We start from the raw sequence: 16,627 nt of genomic DNA on the forward strand, positions 1-16,627 counted from the left end.
AAGCGCATCGGCCGTATCCCAAGCCAGCTAACGTGTTAGTGATTTGGACGTGGAGTTGTGTTGTCTAGTGTTCTCCCTGTCCCGTTGCAGAGTTTTCTGGAGTATAATCGGCTCCTGGGGACCAAAAGCAGCTCCGGGGTTGCCGATGGAACGTCGAAACCTCGGTCACGTGTCCCGTGAGTGCTTCTGGTCGCGACAACAGCCGGTCCGTGAGCGCTCGGGCACGCAGAATGTGGGGTAGTATGCCGGTTCGGGGCACCGAAAATTACAGGGAGATCCTGCATTATCTGGAGGCCGAAACGGCGCGCGGCATGTTCGGAATGGGGGCGAACAAGTCGAGCCATTCCGGGCTGCGCAAGCGCATCTATTCAAGCGGTGATACAATTGCGGACATGGATGGCCAGAAGCGTGCTGTCCTTCTGGTGGTTTCCGGCTGGGTTTCCAACGGCAAGGAACTTGAGGACGGCTCTCGCACGGTGGTCGACTTCTCCCTGACGGGCGATGTGATCACAGTCGGAACTACCGAGTGGGCGCGAGAGGAAGTGAGGGCTCTCACCGCGGTCACGCTCTTCGAATTTCCCGGCGCGATCTACGAAAACCTCTCGACCTATCCACGCCATGTGCGCGAGTTTATCCTCAAGGGAATGGCGCGGCGCTATGCACGTGCGGCAGAGCATTTTGTGAACATCAGCCGGCGAGGCGCGTTTGAACGTGTGGCGCATCTCCTGCTTGAGCTTTCATTTCGCGTCGGCGTTTATGAGGGTCAGGGAGCAAGCTCCTTTGCCTGCCCCCTGACACAGGTGGACCTGGGTGACGCGCTCGGCCTTTCGGTGGTGCACGTCAATCGGGTTTTGAGGAAACTGCGCGAAAGCGGGTATGTGTCCTTCCGCAGCGGTGTGGTGACGTTTCAAAACCGAGCCGGGTTAATCGACGCTACAGGCTTCGAAGGGTCTTACCTCGCGATTGCCGATCCGCTCACATCCTGAGAGTTATTCGTCCGTTTTAGTATATCCTATTATATCGACTTTCCAGAAATGCCTGTGATTACACCCGCTGGGTGCTTGTCAGGCCAGCAGTCCCTTCTGATAGACTATCGAAAGCCTGAGAAAACGCCGCGTCGGTGGTGTCAAAATCCCATTTTGAGAGAATTAGGGGCGTTCTTCCATCAGAAAGGTCGAGTTTTTCAATTTTTTCTGGTGATCAGAATGGATTACAACCTTAATGAAGTATTTTACAGTTATAATCATATTGAATGATTCTCGCATAAAATTGATCCATGTTAATGCAAAATCTCCCCAGTCGTGGGGATAATATATTTCCAAGTGATAATCCTGTTGAGGGCCTCTGAGAGGGGGTCGCACCGCCGTTAGACTTTTCGGTGGAGGGTGGGGCGTGCGATAAAAAAAAGAATGCGCTTCTCCAATATCACTCGGGTTTGTCTTGGGTGAGTGTTGGGGAGCATTGGTCATGGAACATGCAAAGATAGGGCAGAGCAGCAGCAATAATCTACATGGACTCATGAAAGCATCGGGCAGCGCCCTGGCGGCGACCGCCTCGGAAGAATGGGACGAAGCACGGGACGAGACCGATCGGGAACTCGTCCTTTTGATTGACCCCAGAGTGCTGGATCGGGAATGTCTGGCCCGCAGTCTGGAAACGCAGAACCCTTCTCTCGACATCTTCGCTGTCGGGACTTCGGACGAATGGCACAGGATTGCCGAGGGACGACAGCCCGAGGCTGTGCTTCTGATTGTCGGCAGCCGCAAAATTACCGAGCAGGGTATCTGCAACGAGATTCACGACCTCGCTGAAGAATTCGAGAATCAGCCGGTCATCGTCATTGCGGACACGGACGATCTGGGGCAGATCCTCAAGGCTCTGGAAGCAGGGGCTAAGGGGTACATACCCAGCAATGTTGGCGTCGACGTCGCAGCCGAGGCTATTCTTTTGGCGCGGGCAGGCGGGGTTTTCGTTCCCGCCAGCGGTGTTCTGGCCATGCGCGATGTCATCAATTCGAACAGCAGCCGGGTCGTCGGACTGGGAAATCTGTTCACCGCTCGCGAGGCCGAGGTCGCCGAGGCGCTCCGGCGCGGCAAGGCAAACAAGATCATCGCCTATGAACTTCAGCTTTGCGAAAGCACGGTGAAAGTGCACATTCGCAACATCATGAAAAAGTTGAATGCGACCAACAGAACCGAGGTCGCCTACAAAATTCGCGAAATGCAATCCTGACGGTCAGGAAGCCCGACCATTAGGGGTTAGCAAAACACTCAGGCCAGCAAACGTTTTGGGTCGGTCGAAAGAGCGGCCCCTTTTATTTGCCCGTCAGTCTTCGAGGTTTACGTATGTCTCAGGCGTGAAGCGCGGTGTGCAAACGCAATAGAATTCCAGATCCTCCACCCCGGTGTTGACAATGCGCTGCGCCGCGCCAGCCGGAATGATTGCCTGGTCTCCAACGGACAGGGCCTGCCGCTGCCCGTCGATCTCCACGACACCTTCGCCCCTTCGCACGACATAGCGCTCGCAGATGCCTGTCAAACTGTGCAACTGGGTGGTCACACCAGGCTCGACGCGGGCGATCGCCAGCGAGGTTTCGGGCGAGGTGGTCGTGTTCATCAACTCGGTGATGAAGCACCGTTCCTCCGTCCAGAACTCCGCCTGACCGGTATTTTTCACAAACCATGAAGGAGCCATGACCAACCTCGTTCATTCAAACTTCCACAATGATCAGCCAGCTTGACAATTGTCAAAGGCCCGTCTGTGCGTCAGTATGCATTCAACTAGAGCATCGGACCGACAAGTGGCATTCGGTTTTCGGATTATTCCGATGCTCCAGCAAATATCCAGATCGTCCTTAGTGCGTCCGGACGGACGCACGGCGATCCAAAGACCAAACAGGGAGTTGTGGCATGAGGGGTTTGAAAAATTGGTTGGCGGTGGGGCTTTTGGCAACGACAGCATTTACCGTGCCTGCATCTGCGGCGGATAAATTCTTCGTCTACGTCTCTCCCGATCAGATCGGCGTCAACGCCTTCCTGAAACTCGGCCAGGCCGGCATTGAGGAGGCGGGCGAAAAATACGGTGCCGATGTCGAAACCTATGAAAGCCGCACAGCCGCAGACCGTCTTGAAAACGTCAACGCCGCCGTCAACGAGGGCGCTGACATCGTCGTGCTCCTGGGTTTTGAGTTTAACGACATCGTCAAGCAGGTCGCCCCAACCGCACCCGACACGCAGTTCCTGATCGTCGACCAGTGCATCGACGACCGGCCCGACAATGTGCATTGCGCGGTCTTCCGCGAATATGAGGCGAGTTATCTCGTGGGCGTTGCCGCCGGCATGCTGACCGAAAGCAACAAGGTGGGCGTTGTCGGTGCGCTCGATATCCCCTTCCTGCATCGCTACACGGATGCCTATGCCGATGGCGTCAAATCGGTGAATGCCGACGCCTCTGTCGACATTCGCTGGGTCGGCGGTGAAAATCCGTTTGCCGATCCGGTGCGCGCCAAGGAGCAGGCGGTGGCCATGAACGCTGCCGGTGCCGACCAGATTTTCACGGCCACATCGGGCGGTGATTTCGGCGTCTTCGAGGCGGCGAAGGAAAAGGATTTCGACGTCTATTCCGTCGATGTGAACCAGTGCCCCAATGCGCCCGGCCACGTAGTCGATGTCACGCTGAAGCGCGTCGACAACGCCATGGTTCAGGCCATCGGCGCGATCCTTGAAGGCGAGAAGAAGCTCACCATGGCGCTCGGCCTCAAGGAAGGCGGCGTATCGACCATCGCTCTCGAAGAAGACGAACTGGTTGAAAGCGGCTGTCTGATTGCCGATCATCCGGAGGTGGCGGCGAAATTGCGTGAGGTCGCAGGGCAGATCGAGGACGGCTCGCTAACACTCGAAGACCCGATGTTCGCCAAATAAGCGCGCCAGAGCAGCACGCATCATGCGCATCGACCTGCAGGACGTCACCGTCCGCTTTGGCCCTGTCACGGCCGTGGACAATGTTTCGCTCGGCATCAAGCCGGGCGAAATCCACGCGCTTCTAGGCGAAAACGGCGCTGGCAAATCCACCCTGATGAACGCTCTTTTTGGGCTGGTTACGCCGAAAAGCGGCACGATCAGTCTCGACGGCAGGGAGCGTCGCTGGGGCTCGCCGCAAGATGCCATCGCCCATGGGCTCGGCATGGTGCATCAGCACTTCATGCTGCAGGAAGAGATGACGGTGCTCGAAAACATCGTGCTCTGCGCAGAGCCGATCGGTCGCTTCGGCTTTGTCGATTTCGCCCGCGCTCGTTCACGGCTCGATGAAATCACCAAAGCCCATGGTGTCGTCATCGATCTCGACCAGCGCGTCGGCGGCCTTTCCGTTGGTGAGCGGCAGGCGGTGGAGATCCTCAAAGTGCTCTACCGCGAGGCCGAGGTGCTGATCCTAGACGAGCCGACTGCCGTGCTTACCCCGCAGGAGAAGGACCGGCTTTTCGCAACGCTCAAGAGCTTCCGTGAGGCGGGCAAGGCGATTGTCTTGATCACACACAAGCTCGATGAGGTGATGGAAATCGCCGACCGGGTAAGCGTGATGCGGGCGGGGCGTCTCGTCGCCTCCTCACCACTTGCCGAAACCTCGAAGGACGAGATCGCCCGCGGCATTGTCGGTGGCGATCTGCCGGCGGCCAGAACCCGCAAGGCGCATTCGCCCGGGGAAACGGTGCTTGCAGTCGAAGCCCTCACCGTCGCGCGGCGGGGCCGTGACGTCGGGCCCGTTTCCTTCGATCTGCGGGCAGGCGAGATCGTTGGCATTGCTGGCGTCAGCGGCAATGGTCAGGCAGAACTCATCCGCGCACTGACAGGACTCGAGCAAGCGCGCTCCGGTTCCATCATCCTGTGCGGCAATGAGATTCAAAAGCTGGATGTGGAGGCGCGCCGCCAGGGCGGCATGAGCTACATCCCCGAAGACCGGCAGCGCATGGGGCTCGCCCTTGGCGCCTCCGTCAGCGAAAACGCCAATGCGGGCCGCGACGATGCGGGCGCTTTCACCGCCGGCCCGTTCCTGAAACACGGGGCCATGGCGCAGTATGCGCGCTCCCTGATCGAGCGTTATCGCATTCGCGTGGCCGGTCCGCGCGCTTCCGCTTCCACCATGTCGGGCGGCAACAAGCAGAAGCTTGTGGTCGGGCGCGAACTCTCGCGCAACACGCCGCTGGTGATCGCCGAAAACCCCACATGGGGCGTCGATATCGGTGCGATTGATTTCATCCATGGCGAGTTGATGCGCATGCGCGATGCGGGCCACGCCATTCTTCTGGTCTCCACCGAGCTTGACGAGGTGATCGCATTGTCCGACCGCATTCTGGTCATGTATGACGGCGCCATCGCCGGTGAGGTCGATGGCGGCGAGGCGAGCCGCGATCGGGTCGGCGCTTTGATGACCTCTCGTGCCGCCGATGCGCTGGGCGCGGCTTTGCCGGGAGCTGCTGCATGATGGCTTTCGATACCGGCAAGGCCACCCGCAGCGCGCTGCCATGGGTCTTCACCTTTCTGTGGATCGCCGCGATCATTCTGGCGCTGCTGCTCTTTGTCGGCGCACCGGTGGGCGAGGCGCTTTCCGGCTTCTGGAACGGCGCTTTCGGCGGGCGCAGAAACGCCTATCTGATGGCGACCCTCAGCCGGTCGGCGTTGATCGTCGGCATGGCGCTTTCGGTCATGCTGAGCTTTCGGGCAGGGCTGTTCAACATTGGCGGCGAGGGGCAGCTTGTCGCCGGCGGGCTGGTGGCAGCGCTGGTTGCCGTGCTCATGCCGGGGCCGCCGCTCGTTGTGCTCGTTGTCGCGATCCTCGCTGCCATGCTGGCCGGTGCCTTATGGGCGCTGCTTGCCGGTGTGCTTCAGCTTTTCATGGGTGTTCCGCTCCTTGTCGGTTCGCTCCTCCTCAATTATCCCATCCGCTACATTGCCTCTTATCTGGTGGCGCATCCCTATCGCGACGTGCAGTCGGGCATGGTGCAGTCCCATCTCGTGCCGCAGGAAACCTGGTTTGCCTATTTCCCGGGAACCCGGCTCGATATCGGCATTCTCTTCACCGCCGTGGCGGCAGCCTTCGCGCTGATCTACAGCTACTGGACCGTCCACGGTTATCACACGCGTCTCAACGGGCTTTCGCCCGATTTCGCCCGCACGGTGGGCCTTCCGGTGCGCAGGCTCACGCTTCAGACGCTGGCGCTCAGCGGTGCGATTGCCGGCATGGTCGGCGCAATCGCCGTGTTCGGCATTCACCACCGCTATATCGACGGCATGCTGGTGCAGCCGCTCTATGCGTGGACCGGCATTATCGCGGTGCTTCTGGTGGGCATGGTGCCCTGGGCGGTGCCGATTTCCGGCTTCTTTTTCGCCGCCGTTCAGACGGGGGCTGCCGGAATGGAGCGCGCGGCCGGCGTTCCCAAGGAGATTGCGCTGGTCGTTCAGGCGGTCATCATCCTCTTTGTCGCAAGCCGCGTCTCCGGCGCGCTGACCACTTCGCGGGGCGATGGAGACGGCCATGTTTGAGCTGATCGCCGATCCCTCCTTCGCCGCCTCCATCCCGCGCTTTGTCACGCCCATACTTCTGGCCGCCCTTGGCGGGGCGCTGTGCGAGCGGGCCGGTGTCTTCAACATCGCATTGGAAGGCTTTCTGCTCGTGGGCGCTTTCGCGGCGGTGCTGGGGGCTTATTTCTCCGGCACGCCCTATATCGGCGCGCTCACCGCCATGGTGGCCGGCATGGCGCTTGGTGTTGTTTTCGCCGAGTTCAATGTGCGGCGCGGCGGCGATTCCATTGTCGTTTCCATCGCCATAAACCTTCTTGCCGCCGGCCTCACCACCTTCTTCCTGCGCGCTATTTTTGATGTCACGGGCGCTTTCAGCGATCCGGCGATTGCCGGGTTCGCACCCATCCGCCTGCCTTTCATCGAAGACGTGCCGCTTCTCGGCCCGATCCTGAGCGGCCAGGCGCTGCCCTTCTATCTGGCGCTTCTCAGCGTTCCGTTCCTGCATGTGTTTCTCGCCCGCCACCGCCTTGGCCTGCGCATTCGCGCGGCGGGGGAAAACCCTCAGGCGCTTCGGGCTGGCGGTGTCAGTCCAAAACGTGTCCAGCTTCTGGCGCTCATTGCATGCGGCGCGCTCTGCGGTCTGGGCGGAGCGCAGCTTTCCATCGCCAATGTCAATCTCTTCGTTGAAAACATGAGCGCCGGGCGCGGCTGGATCGCCGTTGTCGCCGTGCTCTTGACCCGTGGCCGCCCGTGGCCGCTCTTCTTCATCGCGCTTCTGTTCGGTGCCGTCGACAGCCTGTCCTTCCGCGTGCAGGGTCTTGGGCTTGCCCAGCAGTTCACCGACATGATGCCGTATCTGGCGACTCTTATCGTGCTGGTTGCCCTGTCATGGTGGCGGGCAAGACGCGCAAAAGGAGATGCTTCATGACCGTCGATCTGGTTGTCAAAAACGCCATTGTCGTGGCCTGCGACGAAGCGCAGACCGTGATCCGGGATGGCGGCGTTGCGGTCTCAAATGGCCGCATCACGCAGATTGACGAGAGCGCAGCACTTGAACAGGCCGCGCAAAAGGCCCGCGTGGTGATCGACGGCAGCGGTCACATCCTGATGCCGGGGCTGATCAACAGCCATTGCCATGCCGCTGACAGCCTGTTTCGCGGTCTGGTGGAGGATCTGCCGCTGGAGCCGTGGCTGCAGAAGGTGTGGACCGCCGAAGGCGCGATCCTCAACCCGCAGACTTCCCATCTCGGCAGCCTTCTGGGGTTTTCCGAACTGCTCCTCTCCGGTGTCACCAGCACGATGGACATGTTCTGGTATCCGGTGGAAACGGTGCGCGCCGCGCGCGAAGTGGGCATGCGGGTGTCGACAGGGGGCATCTTCTTCGATGGGCCGGGAGTGGACGGCGCAACACTCGATGACCGCGTTGCCAGCGCCGAGGCCTTCTTTGAAGCGTTTTCAGGGGCAGACGATGTCTTCCCGGCAACCATGCCACACGGGGCCTATACGGTGGGCCCGGAAAACCTGAAGACGGCAAAGGACATCACAAACAAACATGGTGGGCTCTTCAGCACGCATGCGGCGGAAACCAAGGCCGAACAGGCCGATGTCGAAGGCCGCTATGGCAGCTCTGTCATCCGCCATCTTGATCATCTGGATCTTCTGGACGAGCGCACGACGCTCGCCCATTGCGTCCATCTGGACGATGAGGAAATCGCCATTCTGGCGCGGACGGGCACGACTGTCTCGCACAATCCCATGTCCAACCTGAAGCTTGCCTCCGGCATTGCCCGTATACCCGACATGCTGGCAGCCGGTGTCCATGTTGCGCTTGGCACTGATGGCGCGATCAGCGGCAATGACCTCAACATGTGGATGGCGCTGCGGCTGGCGGCGACATTGCACAAGGGGGCGAGCCAGCGGGCAGATGCGGTCTCCACCCATCAGGCGCTGGCCATGGCGACACGCTCAGGTGCGCGGGCGCTGGGTACTGCCGATAAGCTGGGCAGTCTCGAAAGAGGCAAGCTCGCCGACATGATCTTGATCGACGTGAAGCGCCCGCATGCGGTGCCGATGTTCGATCCCGTCACCCATCTCGTCTATTCCACCGCCAAATCCGATGTGCGCCATGTGTTCGTCGGCGGCGAGCAGGTGGTGCGCGATGGCGTGCTCACTCGCCACTCGATCGACGACACGATGGACGCGGTGGAAGAGCTCGCGCCGCGCATCGCAGCAACCGTGGCCTGACAGTAAAACCCAGGGAGAATGAAATGAGCGAAAGCCCACTCGCGCGCCTTGAGCGCGCCCATGCATCCATCGCCAACAGGGCAGGGGCGCCTGCACCCATCGCCATCATGCTGGGTTCGGGGCTCGGCCAGCTCGCCGACCGGGTGGAGGATGCAGTCACGATCCCTTACGGAGAGGTCGAGGGCTTTCCGGTCTCCACCGCACCCGGCCACAAGGGCGCTTTCGTGATGGGCAATCTGGAAGGCCAGCGCGTGATCATGATGCAGGGTCGGCTGCATCTTTATGAAGGTTGGTCGCCGCGCGACATCGCGCTTGCCGTCTATCTGCTCAAGCGGCTCGGTGCCGAAACCCTGATTGTTACCAATGCCGCGGGTTCGCTCAATCCCGACTATGAGCCCGGAGACGTGATGCTCATCGAGGATCACATGAATCTCACGGGGCTGAACCCGCTGGTGGGTCCCAATGACGATGAGATCGGCCTGCGCTTTCCCGACATGTCGCGCGCCTATGATCCCGACCTCCTCGCTATGGCGAAGAAGGCGGCGGATGCGGCCGGCATTGCCGTGCGACAGGGCATCTATGCGGGCGTTCTGGGACCGTCCCTCGAAACCTCGGCGGAGCGTCGCTATTACCGCGCTTCCGGTTCGGATGCCGTCGGCATGTCGACAGTCACCGAAGTGATTGCCGCCGGCCACGCATCGCTGCCCGTCATCGGGCTTTCGGCCATCACCAATAAGGCGACCGGCGGGCCGGACCAGCAGCCCGACACGATCGAAGAGGTGTTTGCCAATGCCGAGATTGCCGGGCGCAAAATCGAGGCGATCCTCGCCGAGCTTCTGCCCAATTTGAAAGGAGCCTGAACATGGCTGTAACCATCCCACCCGTCGCATCCCTACTTGATCTCACCGGTCGCACAATCATCGTCACCGGCGCGAGCGGCGGCGTTGGCGGCGGCATCGCACGGCGGCTGCACGAGGCCGGCGCAAATGTGGTGTGCCATTACAATGGCAACAAAGGCGCCGCCGAGGCGCTTGCCGGCGAACTGGGCGCGCGGGGTTTTGCTGCCGGCGGTGACCTTTCGAAGGAATCCGAAGCGGCCTCTCTCATGAAAGCGGCGCTTGAAAAATTCGGTTCTGTTCACGGCGTGGTCAACAATGCCGGCTTCCAGCCCGTCGAGGCGCTCAGGCAGATCGACGAGGCCGGCTGGGCGCAGATGATGGCGATCAACACCGGCGCTCCGTTTCTTTTGACGCGCGTTTTTGCCGACCATGTGGAGACGCGCGGTGGCGGTGGCGCAGTCGTCAACATTGCTTCCATCGAAGGGCATCAGCCGGCCCCCGGCCATGCCCATTACGCCGCCTCCAAGGCCGCGCTCTTGATGTTCACCAAGGCAGCGGCGCTGGAGCTTGGCGGGCTTGGCATTCGCGTCAATTCCGTCTCGCCCGGGCTGATCCACCGCGACGGCATCGAAGAAGGATGGCCCGAAGGGGTTAACCGCTGGAAGGAGGCGGCACCGCTTGGCCGGCTCGGCCAGCCGGAGGATATCGGTGACGCCGCGCTCTTCCTTCTCTCGGAAGCTTCGCGCTGGGTGAGCGGGACGAACATCACGGTCGATGGCGGCGTCAGCGCCCGGTCGACCTGGTAAAAGCAAACTGAAACAGACAATTACAACAAGAAGCGGACTCAGCCTGTGAGGCGGATTCCGATGATTTATAGGGGCTTGAAATGAAGGCACTTGAAGGCAAGGTCATCGCGGTGACCGGGGCAGCCGGCGGCATTGGACGGGGCATCGCTCAGGCGATCATCGAGGCGGGCGGGCGCGTCGCGTTGCTCGATTTGCCGGGGCCGAAACTCGAAGCGGCGGCAAAGGACCTCGGCGGCGAGCCGAATGTCATGGCGGCTGCAAGCGACGTGACCGACAGCGCCAGCATGGAGGCCGCGTTCAACGAGGTGGTCGCCCGCATGGGCAAGCTCGACGGGCTCGTCAACAATGCCGGTGTGGTGCGGCTCGGACCCGCTGACAAGCTCACCGGAGACGACGTCGATCTCGAAATGGCGGTCAATGTGAAAGGCGTTCTGCTTGCCTCGCAGGCTGCGGCGCGTCAGATGGAAAAGGGTGGTGCCATCGTCAACATCGCCTCGAACGCCGGCAAGGTCGGCTATCCCAACATGGCCGGCTACAACGCCTCCAAGGCAGCGGTGATCAACCTGACCCGTTCGCTCTCGCTCGAATGGGCAGCGCGCGGCATCAACGTCAATGCCGTGTGCCCGGGCGGTGTGGCAACCGACATGCTTAAAACGGTGGCGGACTTCATCGTCGGTGGCGATGCGGCGAAGTCGGAAGAGATGATGAAACAGATGGTTCCCGCACAGCTTGGCCGTCACATCCAGCCGGTCGAGGTGGGACGTGTGATTGTCTTCCTGTTGTCGGACGCGGCAACGATTATCCGCGGACAGTCCATCACGATCGATGGTGGCGACACGCCTTATTGACGTGAAAAACCGCCGCTTCGGTTGAGGCCGAAGCGGCGGTTTTCGGTTTTCCGGAAAACGCCTGAAAATTCTCGAAAATGATTCAGAATCAGGTGATTTTCCCAAATTTCTGAATCGTTTTCTGAAATTCACGCAGCGTTCGATTTCGCCCGGTCGGGGAAGAGTTTGGCGAGCCCTTCGGGTGATGCGTCGGCGATGCCGCGCTCGGTGATGAGACCGGTGACAAGGCGAGCCGGCGTCACGTCGAAGGCGGGATTTCCGGCAGGCGATGCCTCGGGTGAAATTCGCACCTGCCGAACCTTGCCGTCTTCATCCTTGCCCCAGACGAGAGAGACCTCGTCGCCCGAACGTTCCTCGATGGGAATCTCCTTCACGCCGTCATGCACCGTCCAGTCGATGGTGGGTGATGGGAGCGCGACATAGAAGGGGACGTTGTTGTCCTTTGCTGCAAGCGCCTTCAGATAGGTACCGATCTTGTTGCACACATCGCCATCGGCAGTGGTGCGGTCGGTGCCGACGATGACCATGTCGACCATGCCGTGCTGCATCAGGTGCCCGCCGGCATTGTCGACCACCAGCGTGTGGGGAACGCCGTGCCCGGCCATCTCCCAGGCGGTGAGCTGCGCGCCCTGATTGCGCGGGCGGGTTTCATCCACATAGACATGAACGGCAATGCCTTCTTCCACCGCGTGGTAGATGGGCGAGGTGGCGGTGCCGAAATCGACGGTGGCCAGCCAGCCGGCATTGCAGTGGGTGAGAATGTTGACCGGTTCGCCGGGTTTCTTGCGGGCGGCGATCTCGCGAATGATTTCCAGCCCGTTCCGGCCGATGCTGCGGTTCAATTCCACATCCTCGTCGGCGATCTCGGCGGCGCGCTTGTAGGCCGCCGCGGCGCGGTCGGCCTCGGGAATGTCGCGCAGGAGGCCGCGCATTTCATCCAGCGCCCAGCGCAGATTGATCGCGGTCGGGCGCGTCTCGTGGAGCTGTTCCCACACCGCATCGAGTGCGGCATCGGAAGCATCCTCGCGCATGCGCATGGCGACGCCATAGGCGGCGGTGACGCCGATCAGCGGCGCGCCGCGCACCCACATGTCGCGGATGGCGGTGGCGATGCCTTCGACGGTCTTCACGTTTTCGATGCGCAGCTCATGCGGGAGCCAGCGCTGGTCGATGAGGTCGACAGACCAGCCATCCTCGTTCACCCAGATGGTGCGGTAGTGCTTGTCTCCAACCTTCATGACAGTTTCCCCTGGTCGAGTGCTTCGGCCAGCCGATCGAGCTCGGCCAGTGATTGAATGGTGTTGCGATTGACGACGATATGGCGACCGAATTTCAGAGCCGGTGCCTCGCAGGAGGCACGAAGCTTCTCATCGGCGATGTCCTCGAAGTCGGCATTGTGGGCAAGGCCCAGAATGCGGCGGTGCATCTCGATGCCGGCGAAGCCCAGCATGTCGGTCCACAGATCGTGGATCACGTGGTTGAGCGCCTGCTCCGAACCCAGCGCATCGTTCTGTTCTTCAAAAAGCGATGCCTGGTAGAACATGCCGCTGCGCTCTGTGCGCCACAGATGGGCGAACTCGTCGCGGAAGGTGGTCCAGGTCTCGGAGATAACGCCCAGAAGATAGGCGCGCATGGAGGCACGGCTGCCCTTTTCCTCATGCCCGCGCTGGGAAAAATAGGCCATCCAGTAGTTGGCAAGCAACATGCCGACATCGAAGGCCATGGGGCCGTAGAAGGCGAATTCCGGATCGATGACGCGGGTGTCGTCCTTCGTCACCATGACGGAGCCCGAATGCAGGTCGCCATGCACCATGGTCTCGGCTCTTGAAGCAAAGAGGTGCTTCATGCGTTGTGCGGCGACTTTCAGATCGCGGTCTGAACGCAGTTCCTTCACCAGTGTGTCGAGACCGGGCGTGTGCCGGTTCATCGGCGCTTCGAAATAAGGGTCGGTGAAGACGAGGCTCTCGGTGATGTCGCAAAGGTCGACATTGTCTGCGAAGAGCGCGAGATCGGCCTTGCGGTCTGCTGCCTTCATGGAAAGGTCGGACCCGCGGAACAGGGTGCGGGCCATGAAGAGGCCGAGGTCTCTGCCGATCTTCGGCAGCTCTTGCCCTTCGATGAGAGCGCGGCGCAGGATGATGTGCGGCGACAGGAACTCCATGGCGATGAGGGCCTGTGTCTCATCGAAATAGTAGACCGCAGGAACCGTCCCTGGCGCTCGCTGCTCCTGACGTGTCAGCGCGTGATATTCGAAGAAAGAACGTTTGAGGGGCAGGGGCCAGCTGTCGCCGACGAGCCGCACATAGGGCAATGCCTGCTTGATGATGAGCGTTTGCGCCTCACCTTCCACGATGAAGACGAGATTGAGATTGCCGTCGCCCACTTCGCGGACCTTCCATGCGGCGGGCGCGCCGCCAAGACGATCCGCAATCTCGGGAATGTTGCCGAGGCGATCCGGCAGGGTTTCCACCGTCAGAGCCTCAAAGGCGTTTTCTTTCATCTCTTCTGTCTCCTCCCATTCTCGCCTGAGCAAGAGGCGTATGGTTCGCGTCCTATTTTTACCCCGTGTTTCCGCACAAATTTTCCGTTTCGAAGGAAGAAGAAGCACGAGGCCAGCCTGTTCATCCCACACCCCGATCCTGCAGAAAGGGCGCGCGTGAATAGCACAGGCCGAGAGCGGGTACACCACACTTTCCTGCCGTCAATTCGGCAACACGCTACCAAGGCTCTGTCATTTGTCAATCGTGTTGACAAATGCTTGTTACCTGATAGCGTCATATTGGGAGGAGATTATGGGCGACACTGCCATTTTTCGGATAGCCGGACTGACCAAGGCCTTTGGGCCGAATGCCGTTCTGCGCGGTGTGGGGCTCGAACTGCGCGCTGGCGAAGTCACGGTTCTGATGGGCGCCAATGGCGCCGGCAAGTCGACGCTCGTCAAGATCATGAGCGGCGTTCACCGCGCCGACCGTGGTGTGATGATGCTGGGCGACACGCCCTTCTCCCCCACCACCCCCGCCGAGGCGATGCGCGCCGGCGTGGTGACGGTGCACCAGAACATCAATGATGGCGTCGTTGGCGCGCTCGACGTGGCGAGCAATCTCGTGCTCGACCGGCTGAATGGTGCGGGCAGCGGGTTTTTCTTCAATCCGCGCAAAGTGCGGCGTGAGGCGCGCGACGTGGCCGAGCGCATGGGGCTGGGGATCGATCTTGGCGCGGAAGTGACCGACCTTTCGCTGGCCGACCGGCAGATGGTGGCGATTGCGCGCGCCATGTCGCATGAGCCGCAGGTGATGATCCTCGATGAACCAACCTCGTCGCTCTCGAGCAATGAGGCCGAACGGCTTTTCGCGCTGATCGACCGGCTGAAGGCGCGTGGGGTTGCCATTCTCTATATTTCGCACCGCATGTCGGATATTCGCCGTCTTGCCGACAGGATCGTGAGCCTGCGCGACGGGGCGATTGTCGGCCAGTTCGAAGACATGCCGCTCGACTACGAAGGCGCGGTCAATGCCATGCTGGGGCAGAATCTCGGTCGCCACAGCATTGATGTGCGTGCGGCGGGGACGCCGGTCTTTTCGGCGCGTGATCTGAGGATCGCGCAGGGTGCAAAGCCGATCTCGCTTGATCTGGGGGCGGGCGAAATCGTGGCCGTGACGGGCCTTGTGGGGGTGGGCAAAACGCAGCTCGCAGAGACCCTTTTTGGCATTCACGCGCCGCTTTCGGGAACGATGGAGCTGGATGGCAGGCCCTATGCGCCAAAGACACCGGCGAGCGCGATCCGGGATGGTGTTTTCCTCGTTGCCAAGGACCGCGCCTCCACGGGCATTGTGCCGGAATTCAACATTTATGAGAATATGAGCCTGCCCTTTCTGCCACGCTTCGCCAATGCGAGCGTGATGCGGCGGCGGGCCGAGCGCCAGACGGCGCGGGACCAGATTGCCGATCTGAAGATCGTGTGCCGCTCCGAGCGCGACGATCTGGCAACGCTTTCGGGCGGCAACCAGCAAAAGGTGACGGTAGCGCGCTGGCTGACGCAGACATCGCGGCTGCTGATCCTCGACGAACCGTTTCAGGGCGTGGACATTGCAGCCCGCCACGACATTGCGGCCAAGCTGCGCGAAAGCGCTGGCGACCGCGCGACACTGATTTTTCTGACCGAACTGGACGAGGCGCTGGAAACGGCAGACCGTATTCTCGTCATGTCGGAAAACACCATTGTGGGCGAACATCGCAATGCCGATGTGGACATGGACCGGCTTCTGGCGGAAGTTGCCGGACAGCGTTTGGAAGTGACAGGGAGCTGAGTGAGCATGGACAGCCAGACGGCACAGGAGAGCGCAGTGGAAGCCAAAGCAGATGCGCGCCCAAAAGACGGGCTTTCAATGCGCGAGCTGGCCATCCGCTATGGCTTTCTGAGCCTGCTCGTTGGGCTGATCATCTTTTTCTCGCTGGCCACGCGCGGCTTCACCTCGCCGCAGGCGGCAGTCTTTATCCTGCAATCCGTTTCGATCACCGGCATTCTGGCGCTTGGCGTGACGGCGACGCTGGTGGTGGGTGGTTTCGACCTTTCCATTGGCTCCATCGCCACAAGTTCCATGATGGCGGCGGCCTATGTGATGGTGGTGCTGGAGCAGAACGCGCTCGTTGCCGTTCTGGTGTGTCTTGCCATTGGCGCGCTGGTCGGGCTGATCAACGGTTTGATCATCTGCTACATGCGCGTGCCTGATCTTCTGGCAACGCTCGGCATGATGTTCCTTTTGATCGGCTTGCAGCGCATTCCGACCGAAGGGCGCTCCATCGCCACCGGCATGACGCTGCCTGACGGCTCGACCGCCGAAGGCACGTTCAGCCAGGCCTTTCTGGCGCTCGGGCGTCATCGGTTCGACCTCTTCATCGAAAATCTTGTGCCGGCCTCGGTGGTGGTGCTGATCGTGCTTGCGATCCTGATCTGGTTCTTCCTCGAATACACGCGGTTTGGCCGCATGATGTATGCGGTGGGCTCCAATGCGCGGGCTGCGGAATTTGCCGGTGCGCCGGTCAAGGCCTATCGCATCTGGGCCTATGTGATCTCGGGCGTGTTTGCCTCCATCGGCGGCATTCTTCTGGCGGCGCGCCTTGGGCGTGGCGACATCGCCTCGGGAAACAATCTGCTTCTGGATGCGGTGGCGGCGGCACTCATCGGGTTTGCGGTGCTGGGCGCTGCCAAGCCGAACGCATTCGGCACGGCGATCGGGGCGCTGTTCGTCGGTGTGCTCCTGCAGGGGCTGACCATGATGAACGTGCCTTATTACACGCAGGATTTCGTCAAGGGGGCGGTGCTTGTCATCGCGCTGATCTTTACCTTTGCGCTTCTGGGGAGGAACGCCCGATAG

General features: G+C 61.0%; 15 protein-coding genes. 12 read left to right on the forward strand and 3 right to left on the reverse strand.

Annotated elements, in window-relative coordinates; genetic code table 11:
* The first annotated feature begins 242 nt into the window (after window positions 1-242).
* Complete coding sequence (locus KW403_RS13780) at window positions 243-986, forward strand: Crp/Fnr family transcriptional regulator (RefSeq protein ID WP_223020036.1); 744 nt, start codon at window positions 243-245, stop codon at window positions 984-986.
* Between the two features lie 532 nt (window positions 987-1,518).
* Window positions 1,519-2,232, forward strand: coding sequence for a response regulator transcription factor (locus KW403_RS13785; RefSeq protein ID WP_246637790.1), 714 nt, complete (start codon window positions 1,519-1,521; stop codon window positions 2,230-2,232).
* Window positions 2,233-2,325: 93 nt separating this feature from the next.
* On the opposite strand, the gene KW403_RS13790 is transcribed toward KW403_RS13785, so the two are convergent.
* On the reverse strand, window positions 2,326-2,694 hold the full coding sequence (locus tag KW403_RS13790; protein WP_223020038.1) for a cupin domain-containing protein: 369 nt from the start codon (window positions 2,692-2,694) through the stop codon (window positions 2,326-2,328).
* Between the two features lie 215 nt (window positions 2,695-2,909).
* Here KW403_RS13790 and KW403_RS13795 point away from each other — a divergent pair, with 215 nt between their 5' ends.
* From KW403_RS13795 to KW403_RS13830, 8 genes are all read left to right on the forward strand, one after another.
* Window positions 2,910-3,920: a BMP family ABC transporter substrate-binding protein gene (locus KW403_RS13795; protein WP_223020039.1), complete on the forward strand. Its 1,011-nt coding sequence runs from the start codon at window positions 2,910-2,912 to the stop codon at window positions 3,918-3,920.
* Window positions 3,921-3,942: 22 nt separating this feature from the next.
* Complete coding sequence (locus tag KW403_RS13800) at window positions 3,943-5,478, forward strand: ABC transporter ATP-binding protein (RefSeq protein WP_223020040.1); 1,536 nt, start codon at window positions 3,943-3,945, stop codon at window positions 5,476-5,478.
* Complete coding sequence (locus tag KW403_RS13805; protein ID WP_223020041.1) at window positions 5,475-6,536, forward strand: ABC transporter permease; 1,062 nt, start codon at window positions 5,475-5,477, stop codon at window positions 6,534-6,536. Before KW403_RS13800 ends, KW403_RS13805 begins: the two co-directional genes overlap by 4 nt.
* Complete coding sequence (locus KW403_RS13810; RefSeq protein WP_223005018.1) at window positions 6,529-7,443, forward strand: ABC transporter permease; 915 nt, start codon at window positions 6,529-6,531, stop codon at window positions 7,441-7,443. The genes KW403_RS13805 and KW403_RS13810 overlap by 8 nt, the downstream gene beginning before the upstream one ends.
* On the forward strand, window positions 7,440-8,759 hold the full coding sequence (locus tag KW403_RS13815) for an amidohydrolase family protein (protein WP_223020042.1): 1,320 nt from the start codon (window positions 7,440-7,442) through the stop codon (window positions 8,757-8,759). The genes KW403_RS13810 and KW403_RS13815 overlap by 4 nt, the downstream gene beginning before the upstream one ends.
* A gap of 23 nt (window positions 8,760-8,782) precedes the next feature.
* Window positions 8,783-9,619 carry a purine-nucleoside phosphorylase gene (locus tag KW403_RS13820; protein WP_223020043.1) on the forward strand — a complete coding sequence of 279 codons (837 nt, stop codon included), beginning with the start codon at window positions 8,783-8,785 and terminating at the stop codon, window positions 9,617-9,619.
* Between the two features lie 2 nt (window positions 9,620-9,621).
* Window positions 9,622-10,404 carry an SDR family NAD(P)-dependent oxidoreductase gene (locus tag KW403_RS13825; RefSeq protein WP_223020044.1) on the forward strand — a complete coding sequence of 261 codons (783 nt, stop codon included), beginning with the start codon at window positions 9,622-9,624 and terminating at the stop codon, window positions 10,402-10,404.
* Between the two features lie 80 nt (window positions 10,405-10,484).
* Window positions 10,485-11,252, forward strand: coding sequence for an SDR family NAD(P)-dependent oxidoreductase (locus KW403_RS13830; RefSeq protein WP_223020045.1), 768 nt, complete (start codon window positions 10,485-10,487; stop codon window positions 11,250-11,252).
* Window positions 11,253-11,380: 128 nt separating this feature from the next.
* Here the strand turns inward: KW403_RS13830 and mtnA are convergent, their stop codons facing one another.
* Window positions 11,381-12,490, reverse strand: a complete 1,110-nt coding sequence (mtnA, locus tag KW403_RS13835) for an S-methyl-5-thioribose-1-phosphate isomerase (RefSeq protein ID WP_223020046.1) — start codon at window positions 12,488-12,490, stop codon at window positions 11,381-11,383.
* Window positions 12,487-13,752: an S-methyl-5-thioribose kinase gene (gene mtnK, locus KW403_RS13840; RefSeq protein ID WP_223020047.1), complete on the reverse strand. Its 1,266-nt coding sequence runs from the start codon at window positions 13,750-13,752 to the stop codon at window positions 12,487-12,489. Before mtnK ends, mtnA begins: the two co-directional genes overlap by 4 nt.
* Window positions 13,753-14,044: 292 nt before the next feature.
* On the opposite strand from mtnK, the gene KW403_RS13845 reads away from it, so the two are divergent.
* On the forward strand, window positions 14,045-15,559 hold the full coding sequence (locus KW403_RS13845) for a sugar ABC transporter ATP-binding protein (protein WP_223020048.1): 1,515 nt from the start codon (window positions 14,045-14,047) through the stop codon (window positions 15,557-15,559).
* A gap of 78 nt (window positions 15,560-15,637) precedes the next feature.
* Window positions 15,638-16,627, forward strand: coding sequence for an ABC transporter permease (locus tag KW403_RS13850; RefSeq protein ID WP_223022569.1), 990 nt, complete (start codon window positions 15,638-15,640; stop codon window positions 16,625-16,627).

The sequence above is a fragment of the Nitratireductor kimnyeongensis genome, from assembly GCF_019891395.1.
Classification (GTDB): domain Bacteria; phylum Pseudomonadota; class Alphaproteobacteria; order Rhizobiales; family Rhizobiaceae; genus Nitratireductor; species Nitratireductor kimnyeongensis.